Here is a 20,724-nt window from a genome sequence, read left to right on the forward strand (position 1 = left end):
ATACAGCCATATTTATCGAAAGGAGGTTCCTTATGTGATTCGGGTAATTATCGTGGACGATGAGCCATTAGCTCTGGTGAGTATGAAAAAACATTTAAATGAATTTGATAACATAGAGGTCATTCGAACTTTTACTACTGCAAAGGAGGTATTGAAAGAAGGACCTACCTTAGACTTTCAAGTAGCATTTTTAGACGTTGAAATGCCAGGTATGAGCGGATTAGAAGTAGCACAACTGTTAAAAACATGGGATAAAAATATCTGTATCATTTTTGTAACTGCCTATCGAGACTATGCTGTTCAGGCATTTGATGTACAATCACTTGATTATTTATTAAAGCCAGTTTCAAAATCTCGTTTAGAGATAACCATTAACAGAATACAAAAGCTATTCCAAAAAAATCTATCATCGGAGAAAACTCGAACGCATCAAAAGCCTATGCTTCAAATCAGATGCTTTGGAGAGTTTGTCGTTTCTTTTGATGAAAAAGTAATTCATTGGAGAACAATTAAAAGCAAAGAATTGTTTGCCTTTCTATTTTTACAGCTTCATATGCCCGTACCTCGTGATAACATTTTAGATTCACTTTGGAGTGATACGGATGTAAAAAAAGCCAGAGTACAATTGCATACTACTGTCTCCTACTTACGTACAACACTTTCATCTTATGGCTACACGGATGTCATTGAATATGCAAATGGCTGCTATATTTTGAAACTAAACGATTTTCAATGTGATGCCTTTGATTTGGAGGATATCTTAAATACCAAAGCTGAAACAGGACGATTAAATATTGAAAAAGCTGAGGAACTCATCCAAAATTACCATGGTGAATTTATGGCAACAATGGACTATGCATGGACTACTAGTAAAGCAAATTTGATGAATAAACAATTTAGTCAACTACTTGATGAATTGATACTTTATTACTCTAAAAATCAGAACCATAAAAACAGAGAGCGTTCATTGTTATTTGCTTTAGAGTTTAATCCGTATTCCGACAAAATCGTGCAACAATTAATTCAACATTATACTGAAATTGGAAATCGCGCAGAAGCTATAAAAATATACCATTCTTTTAATAGCCTTCTATTAACAGAATTAAATGTGTCACCATCTCAGGAAACCACAGAACTTTTTCAAAACGTCTTACATGCACATGAAAAAGAGCATGAAAACAAGCGTTTACCCCTAAGGACATGAAAAAACATGCTAGCGTCCAGTGCTAGCATGCTTATATAGTTTAATTATTTAACAATCATTTGTCTCATATTACTTACAACACATAAACAGTTTCTTCCAGATTTTTTAGCCTTATACAAAGCATGATCTGCAATTTCTATCAGTTGATTGGGACTTTGGACATTTGGTGTAAAAGCCGTAATTCCAGCAGACATTGTCACAGGTCTTCCACACACAGTTTCTTGTAAAGCTTGTTTGATTCGGAGACTTTCCGCTAATTGGACTGCATCCTCTATATTCATCGAAGGTAAGATGACCATAAATTCTTCGCCGCCAAATCTAAAGCATAACCCCTGCTCCCCGACACTGCTCTGCATAGTAATCGCAAAGGCTTTTAAAACTTCATCTCCTACAGTATGACCATATGTATCATTTATACTTTTAAAATCATCTAGATCTATTAAGATAATGGCATGAGGAACCTTATCAATAATTAATTTGTGTAAAATTTGATCCATTCTTCTGCGATTAAGAATCCCTGTTAATGAATCTAAGTTCAACTGCTCTGTTAAGTCATTGATTTTACTTTCCGAACAGATCATCATATTTTGAATATTCTTTTTCAATAAATTTACCTCATCATACCAATCAGCAATTTCCTCAATCCCTTGTGCTCCTTCATCTACTTCAATTCTTTTCGATAGCTCTATGAGAGGCTGTGTAATTTTAATAGCAAACCAAATAGCAAATCCCATTATAGTCGCTATAACTACTATGATTGGGCCTAGGACTTTTTTAAAAAACAAATTGAAGGACACTATTCTTTCATCAAGTAAAGTATCAACCATTTGTTGCGTATACAGCTTTAATGAATGGTCATCTGTCTTAGCATCTTGTAAATAGCTTTCCGTAATTGTCGAGACTTCCATTACATAAGTTTCTTGTATATTTGTTTTATGTTCCTTCAAAATTTCATTGAAATTACGATAGCTACTCCAAATACTAATACTAGATGTCATGAGGACAACAATAGTTGTCATACTAATAATAAGAAACGATAACTTTAACTTGAATTTACCCACAATAGATCATTTCTCCCATTGAGATGTTTTTTCGTTAATCTTATCTATGTTTAAATTTTGATATACTTATTCAATCATCATACGTCAAACCTCTTAAAGAAAACTTAAACACTAATGATTTTTTCCTCCTTCAATTTAAAAGGAAAAAATCAATAGTACTACTAACTCCAAATTGTTCTATTTATATAGGCTTAAAGCATTCTTTTATTATCCATTATATTTTCTTTTTTCCAATTTCGTGGCATGGTAGATAGAGATTATTAGGAGGGAAAAATTGCTGTGTTGAGAAAAGCTTCTACCCAACATCTATTTATTATAATTGCCATTTTTATAGTCCTTACTTTTCTAAGGTTATTATGGTTAAACTATTTCCTCCCCTCTACACATCAACCTAGTGCCAAAGATGGTGTGGTCCACATAAACAATTTGACTACATCGGAAGAAGAAGTTATTTCCTTGGATGGAGGATGGATCTATTATCCTGGACAATTTGTGAATTCTGAAAATAAGGGGGGTAACAAAGAGAGTCATAGCAATACGTATAATACCCAAAATATTCCTGCGTTAAAAAATGAGCGAACGACTCAACCCTATGGCACTTATCAGTTAAAAATTCTGCTACCAAACAATTTAGATAATGATCGATATGCCATTCGTATACCTGCTATCTCAACTGCATCAACCTTATATATAAATGGAAAGCTAGTAGGAAAATCAGGCAAAGTAGCAGATAATGCAGAAGACCATGAAGGTCAAGCTGCACCTTATACTGTTTATTTTACTAATACACAATCTGAAATTAATCTCATACTTCATGTATCTAATTTTGATACACCTACAAGTCCTATTATTAATAAAAGGATTTTATTTGGCACTGCGTCAGCGATGACGCATCATCAATTAATTGTAGGGCTATCTCTTTCAACTATTGTAGTTATGCTAATCATATTCTCTCTTTTTAGCATACTTGTATATTTGTTCATCTATCGAAAATCTATCGTTTTACTTTTCACATTTGGTTTTCTTTTGCCTTTAGCAGATGAATTAATTACGTTTGATCGCTCCCTACTGGATTGGTTGCATCTGAATTATGTATGGTCCTATAAGCTTTCTTCTATTATTTTTCTAGGAGCCTCCTTTTTCTTTGTTCAGTTTATGAGAGTCCTCTTAGTCAAATATCACAACACTAAAACATTTCAATGGATTTTTGCTTGTTATGTTTTAAGTGCAATACTCACGATTGTTTTACCAATGACATGGCTGATACCTACGAAGAATATTTTCTTCGTACTTTATCTAGTATCCTTTCTTTACGTAGTGGTACTGGCTCTTAGAGAGTATTTAGAAAACCAAAAAAGGAGCTCTGCTTTTATTGCACTAACAGCTATCGGCACCACAAATGGTATTATATGGGGTTTCATTAAATCTGTTTACGTATTCGATATTCCCGTTTATCCATTCGATTATTTATTTATCATGCTTGGTTTTTCTAGCTATTGGTTCAAACGTTTTCATGAGAACTCTCAGCAAATTCAAAAATTAGTGACTAAACTACAACACGAGGATGCTTTAAAAGATGAATTCCTTACAAGTAATGCAGAAAAACTTTGGAGTCCAATGAATAGGATGATTACCCTAGGTCAATCCATTTATGACAACCCACAGAACAAACTTGTTACTGAAGATGAAAAAAATCTTAAACACCTTATCGATATAGGTAGAAGTATGTCCTTTACGTTAAACAACATACTGGATTTTACTCGTTTAAAAGAAGGAGATTTACATCTCCATACACAAAGTGTAAATCTTCAAGGTGCTGTTTATGGAGTTTTCGATATCCTCCGCTTTATTGCAAATGGTAAACAAATACATATGGTATCTTTAGTACCTCCAAGTTTCCCAAATGTATTAGCCGACGAAAATCGCCTTATTCAAATCCTATTTAACATTTTGCATAATGCCCTAAAGTATACAGGTGAAGGCTCTATAGAAATTATTGCTCGTGAAGAACAGCATATGGCTATTATCCACATTCGTGATACTGGACAAGGCATGGACAATTTTGTACAAAGTCTTTTGTATTCGCCCTATGAACAGGGCCAAGAATATGATGAAGGCATTGGTATTGGCCTACTTATTTCAAAAAAACTGATTGAATTACATGGAGGTACGTTAAATATACAATCTATTCCTAACAAAGGATCGAATGTTTATTTTACATTACCTCTTGCAGATGAAAGTAGACAAAATAAGGAATACGCAACCTTTAATGCACAAGCTAAAACTCAGCTATCCACAAATGAACAAGAGTTATCCATGGTGTCAGATAAGCATTTCAGGATCTTAATGATTGATGATGACCCTATGAATTTAGCAACGATGAAAAGTATATTTTCGATCTCTGAATACGAAATTACTACTGTTACAACCAGTGAGAAAGCTCTAGCTCTGATTCAGCAAGAATCATGGGATTTAGTAATTGTTGATGCAATGCTTCCGTATATTTCAGGCTATGCTGTAATTCAAAAAATACGAAAACAATACTCATTGCTGGAATTACCTATCTTATTATTGACGATAAGAAAGCACCCTGAAGATGTTTATACAGGCTTTGCCTATGGTGCTAATGATTATGTAACAAAACCTATTAATGCATTAGAGCTAAAAGTAAGAAGTCGAGCTTTAATTGATTTAAAATATAGTATTCAACAACGTCTACATTTAGAAAGTGCTTGGCTGCAATCTCAAATCCAACCACACTTCTTATTTAATACACTTAATACCATTGCCTCACTTAGTACTATTGATACAGATAGAATGATCGATTTAATGCATCACTTTGGTGAATATTTACATGCCAGCTTCGATGTCAGAAATCTTCAAAGAGTAGTACCACTACAGCATGAGCTCGATTTAGTTCGTTCGTATCTTTACATTAAACAGCAGCGATTTGGAGAATTAATTCAGATTGAATGGGATATTGATGAAACGATACAAATTGAAATTCCTCCAATTTCTTTACAAACGTTAGTTGAAAATGCCATTCGACACGGTATATTAAAGAAAGAAGAAGGCGGTACTGTTTGTATTCGTATTAAAGATTTCACAACTTATGTATCCATTAGCGTAATAGATGATGGTGTGGGAATTAGCCCCACTCTATTAGAGGAATTGCAAGAAGATTACAAAGGGACAAGCTCTGGTATAGGGATAAGAAATACAAATCTACGCCTTAAAAGAATTTATGGCCAACAATTACAAATTCAAAGTACTATAAACCAAGGTACAAATGTTACTTTCCATATACCTAAAGATTAAAAACAGGAGTCATTACAACGCCATTTTTGTAGTGACTCTTTTCTCAAGTTTCCAATTACATATAGATTTTTCGAAATGAGGGTACAGTATACATATAGAATAAAGGAAGGATCGATAGGTATGTACAAAATATACATAATAGAAGACGATGCAAATATAGCTTCACTGATTGTCGAGCATTTAGCTAAGTATCAGTTTGAATGCTTTACTGTACAACAATTTCCACACATTATTGAAGAATTTAATACTATACAACCACACCTGGTCATTATGGATATCAATCTCCCGACTTACGATGGCTATTTTTGGTCTCGGAAAATCCGTCAACTCTCAACATGTCCCATCATCATTGTCTCTGCCAGAGTAAATGATATTGATCAAGTATATGGAATTGAAAATGGTGCCGATGATTTTATCACAAAGCCCTTTTCATTGGATGTCCTCATGGCAAAAGTAAATGGACTACTTCGGCGTACCTATGGTGAATATGCTTTAACCGAGACAACAACCATAACTATAGCCAATACTACATTAAATCCAGATACAGTTCGTCTTCAAACAAAAGCCAAAGAGAGCCTGTTAACGCTAAAAGAAATGCAGCTTAGTAAGTTATTATTCGAAGCTTACCCTAATGTAGTGCCGCGTCAAAAGCTTTTAAGTGCTATTTGGGATGATGAAACCTTTGTTGAGGAAAATACTTTGTCTGTGAATATTGGTCGATTACGTAGAAAATTGGAAGCCGTACACTCTAAACTTGAGATTAAAACGATCCGTGGTCTTGGATATCAATTGGTGGAGGAAAGTGAATGAAGCTATTCTTTCGAGATCATCTTAGTATCATTATTCTCTATAGCATAAGCTTCCTCCTATTACCTTGGATAATTTATGTATTAGATGACCTATCCTCACACTATGCCTACTTTGTTTTTCTTGTCAGCTTTCTATTTATTCTGTGGCTACTTGGTCGTTATTATCGAAGAAGAAAGTTTTATCATCATTTACAAAAAAATATCAACACACAGGATGAACTTCATTTATTTGAACCACGTGCAGCTATTGAGCAATACTATAGTGAAAAGCTAAGGCAAATACAGTATTTATTTTTAACCCAACAGCAAAGATTGGAAGAACAAGCACATGAGAAGCAACTAGTTTTATCACATTTTGCACACCAAATGAAGACACCCTTGTCAGTTATTCAATTAATCGTTCAAGCTACACCCAACAAGACCACTGATGAATTGCAGCAATGGTATACCATCAATAAAGAGTGCAATAAATTGACATTTACCCTCAATCAGTTATTAACGTATGAGCGCACATCTCATTTAGTAGCTGATTTAAAAATTGAACCTATTATTTTAAAAGGACTCGTGCAAGAAGTCATCAATGATTTGAAGGATTTCTTTATCATAAGAGAAGTTTTTCCAAAGCTGACGTTCGCTGAAGACCAAATCATTTATTCAGATCGAAAGTGGTTAAAAATTGTACTTTATCAAGTATTAAATAACGCCATTAAATATAGTGAAATGGCAAGCACCATTCATATCCATTATGACAACACGGCTTTGCACATAAAAAATCTTGGTGAGACGATCCCTACTAGTGAAATAGCACGAGTCTTTGATTTATTTTATACAGGTATGAAGGGGCGAACGAGTGGTGAAGCAACAGGTATAGGCTTATATTTAGTGAAAAAGATTTTAACTACACTAGAGCACCCCTTCACTTTACAATCTTCTGAGCATGTCACTACTTTTTCCATTAATTTTTCAAATAGTCTTAAAAAATGAAGATGACAAAGTTGTCATCTTCACGTCATCAAGAGAAATAGGTTATGTGCCGCTCCTTTTCTATACTAAAGTTATCTAATGAGCATAAAGGAGTTGTTTTAATTTGGGTAACACAATACTACAAGTAACCAATTTGCACAAGGAATACATCGGTGAGATCACCTATAAAGCGTTAAACGGTATCGATTTTCAGCTACAACAACAGGAATTTGTAGCTGTCATGGGACCTTCAGGTAGTGGGAAAACAACATTTTTAAATAGTGTATCCACTATTGATCGTCCTACCGCTGGCGATATCTTCATAAACAATCATAATCCTTACGCATTAAATGATGAGGAGCTCGCCAAATTTAGACGCTCTGAACTAGGTTTTGTATTTCAGGATTTTAATCTTGTGCATACATTAACAGTGAAAGAAAATATTTTATTGCCATTAACATTAGATAGCATACCTGCTTCAAAAATGCTTCAACGTTTAAAGGATGTCGCTCAATTTCTTGGTATCGAGGAACTATTGTCGAAACGTATTTATGAAATTTCAGGTGGACAAAAACAACGAGTAGCCATCGCTCGTGCCGTTATACATGGGCCAAGTTTATTGTTAGCAGACGAGCCTACAGGAAACTTGGATTCAAAGGCTGTCAATGATGTCATGAACTTATTTTCCTCAATTAATCAAGAGCTTGATACGGCTATTCTCATGGTGACACATGATCCTTATGTAGCAAGCTTTGCCAATCGCATTATTTTTATTAAAGATGGGAAATTATATAACGAAATACATCGAGGCAACAACCGCAAGCATTTTTATCAGGAAATTATGGACACGCTTGCTTTTCTAGGTGGTGGACAGCATGAGCTTTAATCATATTGTGATTCAAAATATTTTACGTGACAAATGGACGTATGTTTCTTACTTCTTGAGTAGTATGTTTTCTATTATTATTTTCTTTCTATTTTCTGTTATCGTCTTTCATCCAAATCTGAAAAGCCTAGATCCAAACTCTACACTTGGAATTTCTTTAATGCTAGCTAGTATGCTCGTTTATTTATTCTCTTTTATTTACATTACCTATTCAATCACAGCATTTTTACGTAAGAAGACCAAGACCTTAGGAATATTTATGATTACTGGGGCTTCCATGAAGCAGATTCGTAAGCTGGTCTTCCGTGAAAATCTGTTAATTGGCATTTTAGCTATTCTGGCGGCTATCGTTCTCGGTCTTGTTATTACACCTCTTTTCTTAATGGGTGCAAAAGTTATTTTAAAGGCAGAAACATTCGGTATGTACATGCCTCTTCAAGCAATCAGCATAACCATAGGATTATTTCTGATTTTATTTGTTGTAATATCGACAGTTGTTACGAGGTTCATTAATAAAGAAGCGTCTATCCAACTTTTAAAAAGCGATACAGTTATCGAGAAATCTATTAAGCCTCATTATGGGTTATTAATACTAAGTATTTTGATGTCTGCCACTTTAGCTTACTTGCTAAAAATCGATCATTCCATTGTAGACACTTTAAGTGTCCTTTATTATCTGTTATTTTTTATTAGCATTCTTAGTACGATTTATTTAGTTATTACACAAGGATTTCGTTTGTTTTTAAAAATATATGAAAAGTCTCCTGCCTATCTTCAAAAAACAAATATGCTTTTGGCGTCCAATTTAAATGCAAAAATGAAATCACATGCAAATATGCTGTTTCTAATTACTATCCTATTAAGCGGTGTCTTTCTATGTACAAGTATTTTATTTAGCTCTTATTACAATGTAAAAAAGACTAGTGAAGAAAATTATCCATATAGCTTTCAATATATTGCTGATCCAAAAGCTGATGACAACATGGTAAAGGCTGATCTTGATTATCTTGAAGATACTTTATCAACGGTTCAAGCTCACAAGTATTTTATTGAATTTAAATCAAACGAAGATCAACGCATTGGCCATATGGCGTTATCGGATTATAACCTGATCCAGCATCAGGACAACAAACTAAGTAAAGATGAATTTATTGCCGTCGCTGGCAGTCGAGATGTAGCGCCTACAACAAATAATGCCAGCGATCTGTATATAAAATCTTTCAAACTAGCCAGCACCCATGAGCAAAATCTACTATCTACCGGCTTCCAACAAAGTTATTTCATTGTACCTGATGACATTTACAAAACCATTGACTACCCTATTTATAAAACGTATATCTATGAACTGGAAGATTGGACAGCCCACACAGATTTGGCAAAAATTATTACCAGTGACTTACCCTCTTTACCTGGAGAACGTTATGTAACATCCAAAATTGATTTATATAACACAGAGATGTTTGTTAAAAGCGTCATGTTCTTTATCGGCTCCATGTTAAGTCTAATTTTCTTAAGTGCAGCCATGAGTATATTGTACTTCTATTTACAAACAACATTACAACAAGAGAAGGAAAAGTATATTGGTATACGTAAGTTAGGACTTTCTAGAAATGAATTAGCTACCATTATCACTAAAGAATTGGCGATTCTTATTTTTGTACCATTCACCATAGCTATTACACTCTTGCTAATTACACTTTTTGCTATACAAACAATGGTTTCTACAGCATTTTTACAAGTTTCCATAGCTAGCTCTTGTTGTTTCTTTGTGCTTTTCCTCATTAGCTATGTATTAATTCGAAAAAGTTATTTTAAACGCTTAGTAAGCTAAAAAAATCGCACTCCTTAAGGGGTGCGATTTTTTCATAGTGTTGAAAAACAAACCAATTAATAGAATCTTTATGAAAAGCTTTTAACAAAGTTTTTCAAATAAAGTGAAGGTGTTAACTACTCATCTTAGTGAGGAGTGTCGTCACTCATCTCTTCTCCTCATTGAAAATAAAAGCCATAATTCAAATAATGGGCTATTTGATCGCTACTGCTGCTAAGGAAAAAACACTTCTGTAGAATGGTTGATTGGAGAGGAACCAGCGTCACTCCTAGGGGATTTAGCGTCGCAGATGAGACCTTGGAGCGAACGTAAGTGAGTGAAGCGGCTCATCGGACGCCCCCTGGAAAGGACACTGGCGGAACGCAAATCAACCTCAGCCTTGTGAAAAGGTCTTTTTCTGCAGATGACATTATCTTTTTTACCAAAGAACGGGCTTTGCTACCATCAGCCATAGCATAATAAGCAATAATACTATATACATCCAGGTTTTACGATGCAACAGTGAAACAAATTGTAGATGATTAAATGCTGGTGTGTTAAAAGTACGCAACGTCGGTTTAAACGCCCTTGCTAGAAATACGATCGATGCAAACATCACGAGGAAGGTTAATACAATCCACGAGGTATTCAAATGATAGCCCGCATGCCACATTAACAAAATACCAGAGGCTACTAGTACATGCCCTGAATGTTTGACCAGCGTAATGGACCCCTTAAAGGCTTCTATATATGGTGGCATGTCATCCATGGAAGCTATGCGCATTTTTTTTACAATGGTTAGCACAACGAACAAAGGCCCAATCGAAAGAATAGCACTTAAAATATGTATATAAAGAAGAAGTGTATAAATGGAAAACATACTGTGTACTCCCCTTTTCATCAGTCCCCTTCATTATAGCATTCAAGCTGAATTTACTTTATCAGCAATTGTGAATCCTTTGTAAACACAGCCTGAATCATTGTTAAATTGTTTGAAAAACGTATAAAGAGGGTATTGTTTATAGTAACATGCACTTATAGAACAAAAAGGAGTGATTTTTATAGGTATTCACCAATTTTTTACAAGCCTTAATGATTTAGAGCGTATTATTCGTTGCCCTGGTCGCTTCAAATTTGAAGAGCACAACGTGGCAGCCCATTCTTGGAAAGTGTCCCAATATGCGATGTTTTTCGCAACGTTAGAAGAAATGCACGGTGCAACAGTTGATTGGAAATCTTTATATGAAAAGACAATCAATCATGACTTTGCGGAAGTGTTTATTGGTGACATTAAGACACCAGTAAAACATGCTAGCCCAGAGTTAAAGCAAATGCTCGCACATGTGGAAGAAAAGATGATGGAAAAATTCATTATCAATGAAATCCCTCAAGAATTTCAGGCTATTTTCTTTGAACGGATGAAAGAAGGAAAGGATCAGACTTTAGAGGGTCGGCTGCTTGAATTTGCGGATAAACTCGACCAGTTTTATGAGGCTTTCGCAGAATTAAAGCGCGGTAATACTGACAAAGAATTTGTCTATATGTATCAATCAGCCCTTTCAAAACTGTTGGCAATTCCACTTGAAGCGACCGTCCACTATTTCCGCACAGAAATTTTAAAGGATGCAGTAAAGGAAAAAACACATATCGATATTCAAGCATTAACAAATGAAGTATTAACATCAAACTAATAGGGTGCATGTACAAGTTTTCCGATTGAAAAATTCACGGAAGGCTTTTTTTATTTTCCGCAAAAAGTCGTATAATGAGGAGAGATTGAATGGAGGGAAAGTATTGTCACAGGAATGCTCAATTATAGAGGATTTAATACCTCTTTATAAAAAACAACTGCTTCAAGCATCAACAATAGAATTTGTCGAACAGCATCTAACAACTTGTCAGCAATGTCAGCAGCTTGTAGCCAATTCATCAACTCAGAACGCATACTTACCCATGAAAAGAACAGTATCCTTTTTTCATATCATATTTATTGTATTATCCTTTATGTTTGCCATTAACTCGTCCTTACTTGGCAATCAAAAGGGCTTCGTCATCTCATATGCTCTTTTCGGCTGTCTTTCTTACCTTTTCTATAAAAATATCTGGATTGTTTTTATCATAAGCTCTTTGCCTGTATTCGTTTGGGCTATCATTAATAATCTTAATAACGAGCTCTATATTACAATCTTTTCTTTAACTGAAATAGGGGCGCTTGTGATTGGAGCTAGCTACATCGCACTTTTACATACCATTTTCGCTTTAATTGGCGCAGCTTTTGCCATTCTATTACGTAGGGTTTTTCAATAAACAAAAAAGCACCTTTGAACTTTTTTACCAAAGTTGAGGTGCATTTTGTTTGTTAGGCCTTTTTCACAAATTCTGATTTTAATTTCATGGCACCAAAGCCATCAATTTTACAGTCGATATTATGATCGCCTTCCACTAGACGAATACTTTTTACCTTTGTCCCAATTTTTAAAGTGGAAGAACTGCCCTTCACCTTTAAATCCTTAATAACAGTAACTGAATCGCCGTCAGCTAACAGATTACCATTTGCATCTTTTACAATAAGTGCATCTGATTCCTGTTCAGTTGCGTCCATACTCCATTCATGCGCACATTCTGGACATACATAATTTGCTCCATCCTCATATGTATATTCTGAATGACATTTTGGACAATTTGGATAAGCTGCCATTTCTGCTTCCTCCTTTTACATTTTTACTAGGAAAATCCTCTTTATGCTCCTATCTTTACATAGTCGACCTTATTTAGCAAAGGTTGTTCGTATTTTCCGTTCGCATTTGTGAAAAAAATATGAAACATCAGCACCTTTTTGAAGGTAGTGCAAGATGTTTATAACGCTATTTGGAACACTTGCCCATTGACTAATTTGCCATTATCATCTTACTTGCATGTTTATCGATCATGCTTTATTATATCCATAAAGGCTGCATTGTTCGTATAATATTAAGTTTTAACCTTTAAGCTGTAAAAGGGAGTTTTATTATTGGAGTTGGAATGACGGGCCTCACACTACGGTGCATGAGGATAAGCAGGAAAACTTCTGCGAACACCCACTTTGAGGAGTGGTGGTTTAAAACTTTCTATAATAACTACGGCATACGCGGCTTTTTATACATGATTGATACAGCACCTTAGCTATTTAGGTTAAGGTGCTTTTTTATATTCAACCTACTCTCCTCTTCTCCTTATTCAATCACTTCCTAACCATTCATAAAAAGTAAGGACAACCTTCTTGTATTTTGTATAATTCCCTCCCATTTTGCGCATAGATGGAGTAACAAGGGAGGTTATGACATTGAAGAAAATAATTTATCTATTGGTTTTTACTTCACTACTGTTAGTAGCTTGTGGAAAGAGCGCTGAACCAAAGGAAGTGGCAGTCGATCAAAATCCGAATGTTGAAGATATTGTAGGCGCGATTGTGAAAAACGAATTCTCTGTTGATGAATCGAAAGACGGTGTTGTCACAATTTCCATTCAAGATACAGATGTAACAGAAGGATCGAAAAGCCAGATGCTAAAGGATTCTACTAAAATTTTCGCTGATTTGTCCAAATTAAAAAATGTGAAGACACCTGCTATTACTTGGTATGCTCCTCTCACTGAACCTGATGGGGACAAAACAATGACCGAGGTTTTGAATATTTATTTTAGTGAAGAGGATTTTCACAAAATAGACTGGGCCAATTATCTACAGGTCGATATCGAGTCTAGCGCTACAAATTATCATGAAGATGAGGCTTTAGAAGATTAATCACATAAAGATACCCCACAACCTATTGTGGAGTATCTTTTTTTACATATTGTTCTATAGCGTTTTCCAAAAGAGAGTGCTTTATTTTGTAGTGAGTTGCTTGCCAAATTCCTTTCCCACCCTGCAGGATTATTAGTTGAGGAGATTCGTGCTTCACTTGAAGATCACAGGCAATAGCATTTGAAATTACCCGATCCATTTGTACAATGACAAGATATTTAGGCAATTCCGTTTGTAATTCTTTATATTCCTTTAATGCTGAAATACTACTTATACATGTCATGCTAATTTTTAACACAAGACAAGGTTTGAACTTCGATTGCTCTAAAACCTCGCACCATTTGTTTAATGTCGTTATTCGTTGCATTTAGTAACCCCCTAAACAGATTATATACTACAAGGGGTATTTTAGGTTACAAAAAAACACGAGACTACATACGTGCTCGTGCTTAAAATTTTCTATTTAAATGCCTTCCGTATTCATGAATACTAGACGCCAGCCATCAGGGTCTTCAATGGTTACCCCTTTCTCAGCCCAATATGGATTTTCAGGCTCAACTTCGGGATATCCCATGAGCGCAAGACGTTCGGCAATATGACGAATGGTATCTCTGTTTGGGATATAAAGTACGAGAAGATTGTCCTTACTTGGTGCTGGACAAGGGCTACCGTCACTATGCTCAGTAAATTCTAAGTGATAACCTGCATCTGGAAGACCAATCATTAAACCATTATAGCCACGATGTTCTGTAAACGAACCAATTTTCTTTAATCCGACACCTTCACAGTAAAATCGTTCTACTTCCTTTAGCTGATCGGTTGGTCTTGCCACACGCACCTGTGCGACTGCTAATTCATTTGTCCATTGCTGTTCCATTGTTATGAAATCCCCTTTTAGACTATTGTAAAATGAGACCATAACGCTGGAAACAGTCCTAAGTCTGAAGTTATTGGATAAGAGCAACGCTAAAAGAAGCAGCTGTTTTCTCTTTTACTTCCTCTAAAGAAACACCATCTACTAATTCTATCAGTTGCATGCCCTCTTTCGTAAAATCAAATACAGCCAAATCTGTAATTAAACGATGTACGACACCTTTACCCGTTAGTGGCAGTTCACATTGTTTTTTTATTTTAGATTCACCATTTTTATTCACATGCTCCATGACGACAATCACTCTCTTTGCACCAACGACAAGGTCCATTGCCCCACCCATGCCCTTCACCATTTTCCCCGGAATCATCCAGTTAGCAAGGTCTCCTGTTTCAGATACCTCCATACCTCCTAAGATGGCAAGGTCAATATGTCCACCTCGAATCATCGCAAATGATTCTGCACTGTCAAAGAAGGATGCCCCTGGAACTGCCGTAACTGTTTCTTTACCTGCATTGATTAAATCAGGATCTATTGCATCTTCTACTGGATAAGGACCAATACCGAGAAGACCGTTTTCGGATTGTAAGAGTACGTCATAATCGGTTGGGATCGCATTCGCAACAAGTGTTGGAATACCTATGCCTAAATTGACATTCATACCGTTGGCTATTTCTTTTACTGCTCGGTTAACAATTTTTTGTCTTGTATCCATCATGCTTCCCCCTTCTTCACCGTTAAACGCTCAATACGCTTCTCATAATTTTCACCTAATAATACACGTTGTACAAAAACCCCTGGTGTATGAATATGATCAGGATCTAGCTCGCCTACTTCTACAATTTCCTCCACTTCAGCTATTGTAATTTTCCCTGACATAGCAGCTAATGGATTAAAATTGCGTGATGTTTTTCTGTAAACTAAATTTCCTAGCTTATCGGCTTTCCATGCTTTGACCAGCGCAAAGTCAGCAACGATACCTTCTTCCAATATATATTCTTTGCCATCAAAAACCTTCACTTCTTTTCCTTCAGCAATTGGTGTGCCAACCCCTGTAGCTGTGTAAAAACCAGGAATTCCCGCTCCACCTGCACGCAAACGTTCTGCAAGAGTTCCTTGCGGTGTCAACTCTACTTCTAGCTCACCACTTAAAAATTGTTGTTCAAAAATCTTATTTTCTCCTACATAAGAAGCAACCATTTTTTTTATTTGCTTGTTTGCTAATAGTAGACCCAATCCCCAGTCATCTACACCACAGTTGTTACTGACAACGGTTAAATCCTTAGTTCCCTGCTGCACTAATGCTGCGATTGATTTTTCGGGTATACCACATAGCCCGAAGCCACCTACAGCTAATGTATCTCCATCCTTAATATCCACAATCGCCTCTTCAAACGAACTCCATACCTTGCCATTCCCCATCTCGAAACCTCCCTAAATTGCTCGTTTATTAAGGAAAATTCTACATCATTGCTATTTTACAAGTAAAGGAATTAATTAGAATACTACTTATTCCTATATCGAATAAATCTATTTTCACCATTCCTACCTATCATTTCAAGTAACTGTTTTAATGCATAAGATTGATAGGCATTTTTCTTCGTAATAATCCCTAAACGCCACGGCATTTCAAAATCATTTAATGGAATTATTTTCACATTGGTATTTGTTTGCTTAGCTGCAATGGAGTGGGGTAACAATGTAACCCCTAGATTGGAGGATACTAACTCTACAATCAAGTCCCACTGTGAACTTTTATAGCCGATTGTAGGTGTAAAGCCAACACTTTCACAGGATTTAATTATATAGTCGTGAAGCGTGAACTCCTCTGCAAAAATAATGAATGTTTCATTTTCTAAATCTTGTAAAGCTATGGATTCCTGGTGTGCATAGGGGTGAGATTCATTCATAAAGACATAAAACTGGTCTTCTATAAAGGATTGAACAGCAAACTTCCTTTCATCTACTGGTAATACAACGATGCCCATATCAACATCACCATTTTCAACTAGCATTTCTACCATTTTTGCACCACGTTCGATAAGCGCTAAATGCACTTCAGGATATAGCTGATGAAATCCCCTAGCGATTTCAGGGAAAAATAAAGTTCCAATTAAAGGTGGAATTCCTAATTTGATAGCACCTGTCTTAATATTTAATAAATCGTCTAGCAAAATATGTAGTTCTTGGACAGCCTGCATTATTTTTTGTCCTTGATGATAAACAATACTACCTGCATCAGTAAGTTCTACATTACGCGTTGATCTGTTCAACAATTCAACTTGTAATGATGCTTCTAATTTTTTGATACTTTTGCTTAATGAAGGCTGAGATACAAAGGAATCATGTGCAGCCTTTGTAAAACTCCTATGCTCAACAACAGCCATAAAGGCTTTTAAATCTCTTAATTCCATCACTATCTTCTCCATTTATTCGTATTTGTTATAAAAGCATCTACAAGTACTACCCTTTAGCAATAAATTCTCCATCCTTTCTTTTTAATCCTTTGCAATGTGTTGAACTATAAAATTTAGATATTTTCACCCCTGCCATTATACGTATCTTTTCGACTTTTGGAGAGTTTTTTGAGAGTTATATGACCTACAATCAATTATAAATATTGTCATAATTTATCAAAGATTGGAGATGTAACAGATGTTGAAGCAATTGCTTGAAAATCGAATAGTTAATAGGCATTATTTAGGTCTTACATTTCAGCAACATGTTTATGAATTAAAGAACTGTGAGGAAGTTTTAGGAGTGAAAGCTAAATCGCTACATATTGAGAATCGTCATATTGCTGTTGGCTATATTGCTGATGACAGTATTTTCTTTAAAAGTGCTCATTTCGGAAATACCATGGTCACTTTAACAGATGGAATTCATCAAGCAATTGTTCAGCTATTTGTACAACATTCTGGTGAAATTTGCATTGAAGTGAAGCCTTATATTAAACATGCCAACATCGTGCCTGTTTATTTCCGGACAATTCTAGCTGATACTGCCATTGCCATTGACCTAAAAGGCGCATTAAAAAAATTCCTAGTAACTCATCATTATATGATTGAAGCAGATACGATCATGGAAGTTCATTATCAATCCATGCATCCCTATGTGCTCAAGAATTCTTATGCTGGGCATTTTGTTTTAGGGTGTACACCCGATGGTAGACAAGTAACAGGAGCCGAGGAGTATACATTAGCTAACCGTATAGCTAATTTAAAGTTTTCTCACATTATTATTCAGCAACAAGGCATACCAAAATTAATTGCTTTAAATATATTATTAACGTTTGTTATTACGAATAAGATTTTTGTTACTAACGAACTTTCTATGTAACTAATTGGATAGAGGATTTTACGATGTTATTTTCATTTATTTCATTGATTGTCATCATACTAGTAGTTTTATTTGTTATAAAATCTTTTTCTCTCTATAAAAAGCGTGCAGAAAAGAAAAAATTTTTACAAGAAAGACTTAAAAACCTTCTACTGACAAATATAAGCCAACCTAAATAAAAATTTTTCAAAGAGAAATGACCTTATCTTATTAAGTGCCAACAAAAAATACACCACCTTTATAGTAAAAAATAACTCTAATAAGGTGGTGTATTTTTTAGTGAGCTTTTTCTAATGCTAATTTAATGCCAAATGCAATTAATATTGCACCTGTTAATCCTTCAATTACTGCCTTAGTTGATGGCTTTTTCATAAATGCACTAATTCGATCTAAAAGGTACACGTAGAAGATAAACCATAGCATTGTTAATGCTGTGTAAATTAGACCCATTATTAAAAAAGGGAAAAATGTTCCACTATTTCCATCTACAAATTGAGGGAGAAATGTTAGGAAAAATACTGCGACCTTTGGATTTGTCACATTTGTGAGAAACCCTTGTTTAAAGCAAGATTGGTGAGAATATTTGTGTTCTATACTTCCTACATCGTCTACAACTGGAGATTGTGTTCGAATTGTTCGAAGTGTCCACAAGGTCTTGATTCCTAAATAACATAAATAAACCGCACCAACATATTTTAAAACAGCAAATATATAGGCGGATTTTACAATAATCGCCGAAAGTCCAATAACAGCCGCACAAGTATGAATTAATAAACCGCAACAAGAACCTATGATTGTTTGTAAACCGCCCTTTCTACTTACAGTCAGTGTGTTTTTTGTTGCAATCGCTGTATCAGGGCCAGGTAAAATAATAAGTAAAATGCACATAACTAAGAATACAGATATATTGACCATATTACGCCCACCCTTTCTGTCAGAAAATTATAAAAGTAATTGTAACATACGCCAAGTCCAACAGAAAGATACAAAATTTTTCCGTTGACATATAACCATAGGGTGTTATATATTCATAACACCCTATGGTTATATTTTATACAGATTCCTCTGCTAGTGGACTTAATAACGTTGAAAAAGGAGTAATAGAACATGACTGAAAAATTACAGGATATTGTCAAAACAATTACATTAAATGCCCCTATCGAAAAAGTTTGGGAGACTGTCGCAACAGCTGACAAAATAGCTGCTTGGTTTATGCCAAATGATTTTCAACCTATCGAAGGATACGAATTCACTATTCAATCACCGTTCGGCCCATCACCCTGTAAAGTAGAACGTGTAGATGCACCGCACTTTCTACGATTTGCTTGGGATCAAGATGGCTGGTTCGTAACTTTTGAGTTAAAAGAAGTAGGCGAGCATACTGAATTTACTTTAACACATGGTGGCTGGAAGGAAGCTTCACATATTATTCCTAAAGCAAACACTGCTACTGAAGCCGTACGTACTAATATGGATAACGGATGGACAATGATTATTAATCATAAATTAAAAGAGGCTGCTGAATTCTAATGACTGAAGCAGCCATAAAGTATGATGTTTTTCAAGCAATTGCTGATCCCACAAGAAGAAGTGTTTTACAGCTCCTTGCAGCAAGTGACAGACCTATTTCCAATATTTCCGAGCATTTTACGATTAGTCGAACGGCTGTTGTAAAGCATTTAAAAATATTGGAACAGGCGGAGCTAATCTCTGCTCAAAAAAAAGGTCGTGAAAAAATCTATACGTTGCATAGGGAGCGTTTAAAGGAGATTGAAGATTGGCTCCAATACTTTCATTTATTTTGGGATAATAAATTGGCTCAGCTTCAAAGCATGGTTGAAGATCATTAAAGCAGAAAAAGAGCTGTCTTTTTGTCAGACAGCTCCTCATTTAAAAGAGATAAAATAATCCTCCATTAATGACTTCTATTTTAATTTTTGCTTCATATTGCTCCTCTAATGCTTTTCTTTCAATTTCATAACACTCTGGTTTATCCTCTATATCCTCATAAAAATAATCCAACACACGTTGATCACGTTGCCATCGTTTTTGTGCTTCCGTTGCCCAGGAATGGTCATCCTGCTCAATAATTGACTCAATTGTAGCTTTCAATCTTTCCAGTGCTCTGGCAGGCTTAATAATATATTGCACATGAAATACATTTTCTTCAGGTTCTATGTTAAAGTCCGAAGAACAAATCCTTTCATGAAAACCCTCCTTGATGACGCCCGTCAATAAATTAATGCCAAATGAGTAAAGCATTTCTTTTGTACGATCACAGCAATACGAAACTTTAAAGTTAACACCTAACCAGGGCGTTAAAATAACCTGCCCCATATCACGATCCACTTTTTCAAACAACTGAACATAAGCTCCTAGTTCCCTTGTAGCTAAAAATATCTGATTTAAACGTGGAGAGCCGTAATGAATAGCTTCCCCAAATAAATTACCAGCCATTGCTGTTTGATTTGTAATAAAGGTTACTTGGGCTGGGTTTGGTTCGCTATTCGTTGCTTCAACATATTGCCAATAAAATGGCCTATTCATAATTCTTTTATCTATGTCTATCGTTAATTGAACGGTTAGATAATGATTCTCTTCTCCTAAAATTGCACAGTCATTCTCCATAAAAAATTCCTTTAAATAGTGGTGAACTTGCTGTGGATACATAGCTGCACCTCC

Annotated in this window: 22 protein-coding genes and 1 other RNA gene; 13 read left to right on the top strand and 10 right to left on the bottom strand. The window is 35.3% G+C overall.

Annotation, left to right across the window (positions count from 1 at the left end):
* The first annotated feature begins 34 nt into the window (after window positions 1-34).
* The gene (locus AC1RFD_RS16870; RefSeq protein ID WP_492475107.1) at window positions 35-1,204 is read left to right on the top strand and encodes a response regulator; all 1,170 of its coding nucleotides are present in this window, start codon (window positions 35-37) and stop codon (window positions 1,202-1,204) included.
* 44 nt (window positions 1,205-1,248) lie between these two features.
* Here the strand turns inward: AC1RFD_RS16870 and AC1RFD_RS16875 are convergent, their stop codons facing one another.
* Window positions 1,249-2,265: a GGDEF domain-containing protein gene (locus tag AC1RFD_RS16875; RefSeq protein WP_492475108.1), complete on the bottom strand. Its 1,017-nt coding sequence runs from the start codon at window positions 2,263-2,265 to the stop codon at window positions 1,249-1,251.
* Window positions 2,266-2,721: 456 nt separating this feature from the next.
* Here AC1RFD_RS16875 and AC1RFD_RS16880 point away from each other — a divergent pair, with 456 nt between their 5' ends.
* The 5 genes from AC1RFD_RS16880 to AC1RFD_RS16900 all read left to right on the top strand — a co-directional run bounded on the left by AC1RFD_RS16880 (window position 2,722) and on the right by AC1RFD_RS16900 (window position 10,072).
* Complete coding sequence (locus AC1RFD_RS16880) at window positions 2,722-5,583, top strand: hybrid sensor histidine kinase/response regulator (protein ID WP_492475109.1); 2,862 nt, start codon at window positions 2,722-2,724, stop codon at window positions 5,581-5,583.
* Between the two features lie 120 nt (window positions 5,584-5,703).
* The gene (locus tag AC1RFD_RS16885) at window positions 5,704-6,393 is read left to right on the top strand and encodes a response regulator transcription factor (RefSeq protein ID WP_066038418.1); all 690 of its coding nucleotides are present in this window, start codon (window positions 5,704-5,706) and stop codon (window positions 6,391-6,393) included.
* Complete coding sequence (locus AC1RFD_RS16890) at window positions 6,390-7,376, top strand: sensor histidine kinase (protein ID WP_492475110.1); 987 nt, start codon at window positions 6,390-6,392, stop codon at window positions 7,374-7,376. The genes AC1RFD_RS16885 and AC1RFD_RS16890 overlap by 4 nt, the downstream gene beginning before the upstream one ends.
* A gap of 103 nt (window positions 7,377-7,479) precedes the next feature.
* A complete protein-coding gene (locus AC1RFD_RS16895) occupies window positions 7,480-8,241 on the top strand; it encodes an ABC transporter ATP-binding protein (RefSeq protein WP_054549053.1) in 762 nt (253 codons plus the stop codon).
* On the top strand, window positions 8,231-10,072 hold the full coding sequence (locus AC1RFD_RS16900; RefSeq protein ID WP_492475111.1) for an FtsX-like permease family protein: 1,842 nt from the start codon (window positions 8,231-8,233) through the stop codon (window positions 10,070-10,072). The genes AC1RFD_RS16895 and AC1RFD_RS16900 overlap by 11 nt, the downstream gene beginning before the upstream one ends.
* A 418-nt stretch (window positions 10,073-10,490) precedes the next feature.
* Here AC1RFD_RS16900 and AC1RFD_RS16905 read toward each other — a convergent pair whose 3' ends face one another.
* Window positions 10,491-10,931 (bottom strand): hypothetical protein, encoded by a 441-nt coding sequence (locus AC1RFD_RS16905; RefSeq protein WP_066038415.1) that lies wholly within the window; start codon window positions 10,929-10,931, stop codon window positions 10,491-10,493.
* A 172-nt stretch (window positions 10,932-11,103) separates the two neighbouring features.
* Between AC1RFD_RS16905 and AC1RFD_RS16910 the strand changes: the two genes are divergently transcribed.
* Window positions 11,104-11,742 carry a YfbR-like 5'-deoxynucleotidase gene (locus AC1RFD_RS16910; RefSeq protein WP_081010946.1) on the top strand — a complete coding sequence of 213 codons (639 nt, stop codon included), beginning with the start codon at window positions 11,104-11,106 and terminating at the stop codon, window positions 11,740-11,742.
* A 103-nt stretch (window positions 11,743-11,845) separates the two neighbouring features.
* Window positions 11,846-12,358, top strand: a complete 513-nt coding sequence (locus AC1RFD_RS16915) for a zf-HC2 domain-containing protein (protein WP_112117180.1) — start codon at window positions 11,846-11,848, stop codon at window positions 12,356-12,358.
* 52 nt (window positions 12,359-12,410) lie between these two features.
* Here AC1RFD_RS16915 and AC1RFD_RS16920 read toward each other — a convergent pair whose 3' ends face one another.
* Complete coding sequence (locus tag AC1RFD_RS16920; RefSeq protein ID WP_048393229.1) at window positions 12,411-12,749, bottom strand: zinc ribbon domain-containing protein YjdM; 339 nt, start codon at window positions 12,747-12,749, stop codon at window positions 12,411-12,413.
* Window positions 12,750-12,996: 247 nt separating this feature from the next.
* Here AC1RFD_RS16920 and ssrS point away from each other — a divergent pair.
* A non-coding RNA gene (gene ssrS / locus AC1RFD_RS16925) (6S RNA) lies at window positions 12,997-13,189 on the top strand.
* Window positions 13,190-13,367: 178 nt separating this feature from the next.
* Window positions 13,368-13,832 (top strand): hypothetical protein, encoded by a 465-nt coding sequence (locus AC1RFD_RS16930; protein WP_254660075.1) that lies wholly within the window; start codon window positions 13,368-13,370, stop codon window positions 13,830-13,832.
* Window positions 13,833-13,854: 22 nt separating this feature from the next.
* Here AC1RFD_RS16930 and ytxJ read toward each other — a convergent pair whose 3' ends face one another.
* From ytxJ to AC1RFD_RS16955, 5 genes are all read right to left on the bottom strand, one after another.
* Window positions 13,855-14,199: a bacillithiol system redox-active protein YtxJ gene (gene ytxJ, locus AC1RFD_RS16935; RefSeq protein ID WP_066038413.1), complete on the bottom strand. Its 345-nt coding sequence runs from the start codon at window positions 14,197-14,199 to the stop codon at window positions 13,855-13,857.
* A gap of 96 nt (window positions 14,200-14,295) precedes the next feature.
* Window positions 14,296-14,709, bottom strand: a complete 414-nt coding sequence (locus tag AC1RFD_RS16940; protein ID WP_054549048.1) for a VOC family protein — start codon at window positions 14,707-14,709, stop codon at window positions 14,296-14,298.
* Between the two features lie 70 nt (window positions 14,710-14,779).
* Window positions 14,780-15,421, bottom strand: a complete 642-nt coding sequence (locus AC1RFD_RS16945; RefSeq protein ID WP_281217031.1) for a 3-oxoacid CoA-transferase subunit B — start codon at window positions 15,419-15,421, stop codon at window positions 14,780-14,782.
* Complete coding sequence (locus AC1RFD_RS16950; protein WP_054549046.1) at window positions 15,418-16,125, bottom strand: CoA transferase subunit A; 708 nt, start codon at window positions 16,123-16,125, stop codon at window positions 15,418-15,420. Before AC1RFD_RS16950 ends, AC1RFD_RS16945 begins: the two co-directional genes overlap by 4 nt.
* Before the next feature lie 83 nt (window positions 16,126-16,208).
* Window positions 16,209-17,117 (bottom strand): LysR family transcriptional regulator, encoded by a 909-nt coding sequence (locus AC1RFD_RS16955; protein ID WP_066038412.1) that lies wholly within the window; start codon window positions 17,115-17,117, stop codon window positions 16,209-16,211.
* Window positions 17,118-17,358: 241 nt separating this feature from the next.
* Between AC1RFD_RS16955 and AC1RFD_RS16960 the strand changes: the two genes are divergently transcribed.
* Window positions 17,359-18,042: a hypothetical protein gene (locus AC1RFD_RS16960; RefSeq protein ID WP_054549044.1), complete on the top strand. Its 684-nt coding sequence runs from the start codon at window positions 17,359-17,361 to the stop codon at window positions 18,040-18,042.
* Window positions 18,043-18,318: 276 nt separating this feature from the next.
* On the opposite strand, the gene AC1RFD_RS16965 is transcribed toward AC1RFD_RS16960, so the two are convergent.
* Window positions 18,319-18,957, bottom strand: coding sequence for a LysE family translocator (locus AC1RFD_RS16965; RefSeq protein ID WP_066038411.1), 639 nt, complete (start codon window positions 18,955-18,957; stop codon window positions 18,319-18,321).
* Window positions 18,958-19,149: 192 nt separating this feature from the next.
* On the opposite strand from AC1RFD_RS16965, the gene AC1RFD_RS16970 reads away from it, so the two are divergent.
* Together AC1RFD_RS16970 and AC1RFD_RS16975 are read left to right on the top strand one after the other, a co-directional pair.
* Complete coding sequence (locus tag AC1RFD_RS16970; protein WP_048393204.1) at window positions 19,150-19,572, top strand: SRPBCC family protein; 423 nt, start codon at window positions 19,150-19,152, stop codon at window positions 19,570-19,572.
* Window positions 19,572-19,892, top strand: coding sequence for an ArsR/SmtB family transcription factor (locus tag AC1RFD_RS16975; protein WP_048393202.1), 321 nt, complete (start codon window positions 19,572-19,574; stop codon window positions 19,890-19,892). Before AC1RFD_RS16970 ends, AC1RFD_RS16975 begins: the two co-directional genes overlap by 1 nt.
* 40 nt (window positions 19,893-19,932) lie before the next feature.
* On the opposite strand, the gene AC1RFD_RS16980 is transcribed toward AC1RFD_RS16975, so the two are convergent.
* Complete coding sequence (locus AC1RFD_RS16980) at window positions 19,933-20,712, bottom strand: YqhG family protein (RefSeq protein WP_048393200.1); 780 nt, start codon at window positions 20,710-20,712, stop codon at window positions 19,933-19,935.
* Window positions 20,713-20,724: the final 12 nt, after the last annotated feature.

Source organism: Lysinibacillus sp. GW823-FHT02G10, from assembly GCF_058797135.1.